Origin of the sequence: Kineococcus glutinatus, assembly GCF_039542765.1 — a bacterium.
Classification (GTDB): domain Bacteria; phylum Actinomycetota; class Actinomycetes; order Actinomycetales; family Kineococcaceae; genus Kineococcus_A; species Kineococcus_A glutinatus.
This window is the reverse complement of record NZ_BAABIL010000692.1, coordinates 1-1,351: the sequence shown is the minus strand read 5'-3', so window position 1 is coordinate 1,351 and position 1,351 is coordinate 1. Positions and strand designations below refer to the sequence as shown.

Genomic DNA, 1,351 nt, shown 5'->3' with positions numbered 1-1,351 from the left:
TCCGTCGCTCACGTCGACCACCTCCTGCCCGAACCGTGCGGCGGGGGACGCCGCCGGGGCCAGCGAGCGTGCCGGAACGGCAAGATGCGGCCATGGGCGGGACGGGTGGATCCGCGGGTGCGGAACCGGCGCGCGGTGCGGTCGACGAGGTGGTGCACGGGCTGGGGCCGCGGCTGCGGGCGCTGCGCCGCCGCCGCGGGGTCACCCTGGCGGAGCTGTCGCGCAGCACCGGCATCTCCACGAGCACCCTGTCCCGGCTGGAGTCGGGGCAGCGCCGCCCCACCCTGGAGCTCGTGCTGCTGCTCGCCCGCGCCCACCGGGTCGCCCTCGACGACCTCGTCGGGGCACCGGAGACCGGCGACCCGCGCATCCGGATGCGCCCCGTCACCCGCTGGGGGATGACGGTGGTGCCGCTGTCGCGCCGGCCGGGGGGCCTGCAGGCGTACAAGCTCCTGCTGCCGCCGGCGCCGGAGGAGGTGCCCGAGCAGCGGGTGCACGACGGCTACGACTGGCTGTACGTGCTCACCGGCCGACTGCGGCTGCTGCTGGGCGACGCCGACGTGGTCCTCGCGGAGGGCGAGGCGGCGGAGTTCGACACCCGCACGCCGCACGGCTTCGCCAACCCCGGCCCGGGGACGGCGGAGGTGCTCGCCCTCTTCGGCGAGGCGGGCGAGCGGGTGCACGTGCGCGCCCGCGCCCGCCGTGGTGGTTAGGGCCGCTCGCGCTCCGGCTTGACGGGTGAAACCGCGGGGTGGCTACACTCGCCGATCATTCGAACACCTGTTCGAAGGGGGGTCGGATGTCTGCACGCGTGGTCGTCGTCGAGGACGCCGGGGTTCCCACCTCGCTGACCTGGCGGGGCCGGGGCCTGCCGGTGCGGTCCGCCAGGCGCTGGCACGAGCGGCCCCCGATCCCGTGGTGGCGCAGCCTGCGGCGGCTGGACCGGGCGAGCGCGGCGGCGCTGGTGGACCGGGAGCGCTGGTGCGTGGAGGCCCGGCTGGACGACGGGACCGGCGACGGCGGGGGCGCGGTCCTCGTCGTGGAGGCCGTGCGCGGCGAGGACGGCTGGCTCGTCCTCGGCGTCGTCGAGCCCCACGTCCTCGAGTGAGCGGTGGGCTTCGTCCACCTGCACGTGGCGAGTACCTTCTCCTACCACCACGGCGTCACCCCACCGTCCGACCTCGTCGCCGCAGCGGCCGCCGCCGGAGCCGATGCCGCGGCGCTCACCGACCGCGACCGCATGTCCGGCCTCGTCCGGCACGTCGCCGCCTGCCGCGCGGCGGGGATCGACGCGGTCGCCGGCATCGACCTCACCCTGCTGGACGGCGCCGGTGCGCCCGCCGGCCGCTGC

At 76.9% G+C, this 1,351-nt stretch carries 3 protein-coding genes; all 3 read left to right on the top strand.

What is annotated here, in order from left to right:
* Window positions 1-92 precede the first annotated feature (92 nt).
* Window positions 93-713, top strand: coding sequence for a helix-turn-helix domain-containing protein (locus tag ABEB16_RS20250; protein WP_345714000.1), 621 nt, complete (start codon window positions 93-95; stop codon window positions 711-713).
* Window positions 714-799: 86 nt separating this feature from the next.
* The gene (locus ABEB16_RS20245; protein WP_345713999.1) at window positions 800-1,108 is read left to right on the top strand and encodes a DUF6504 family protein; all 309 of its coding nucleotides are present in this window, start codon (window positions 800-802) and stop codon (window positions 1,106-1,108) included.
* 3 nt (window positions 1,109-1,111) lie between these two features.
* Window positions 1,112-1,351: PHP domain-containing protein (locus tag ABEB16_RS20240; RefSeq protein WP_345713998.1), on the top strand; the 240-nt coding region annotated here is incomplete at its 3' end.

Coding starts and splice junctions, on each gene's coding strand:
- ABEB16_RS20245 (WP_345713999.1), top strand. CDS start 800: ATGTCTGCACGCGTGGTCGTCGTCGAGGACGCCGGGGTTCCCACCTCG.
- ABEB16_RS20250 (WP_345714000.1), top strand. CDS start 93: ATGGGCGGGACGGGTGGATCCGCGGGTGCGGAACCGGCGCGCGGTGCG.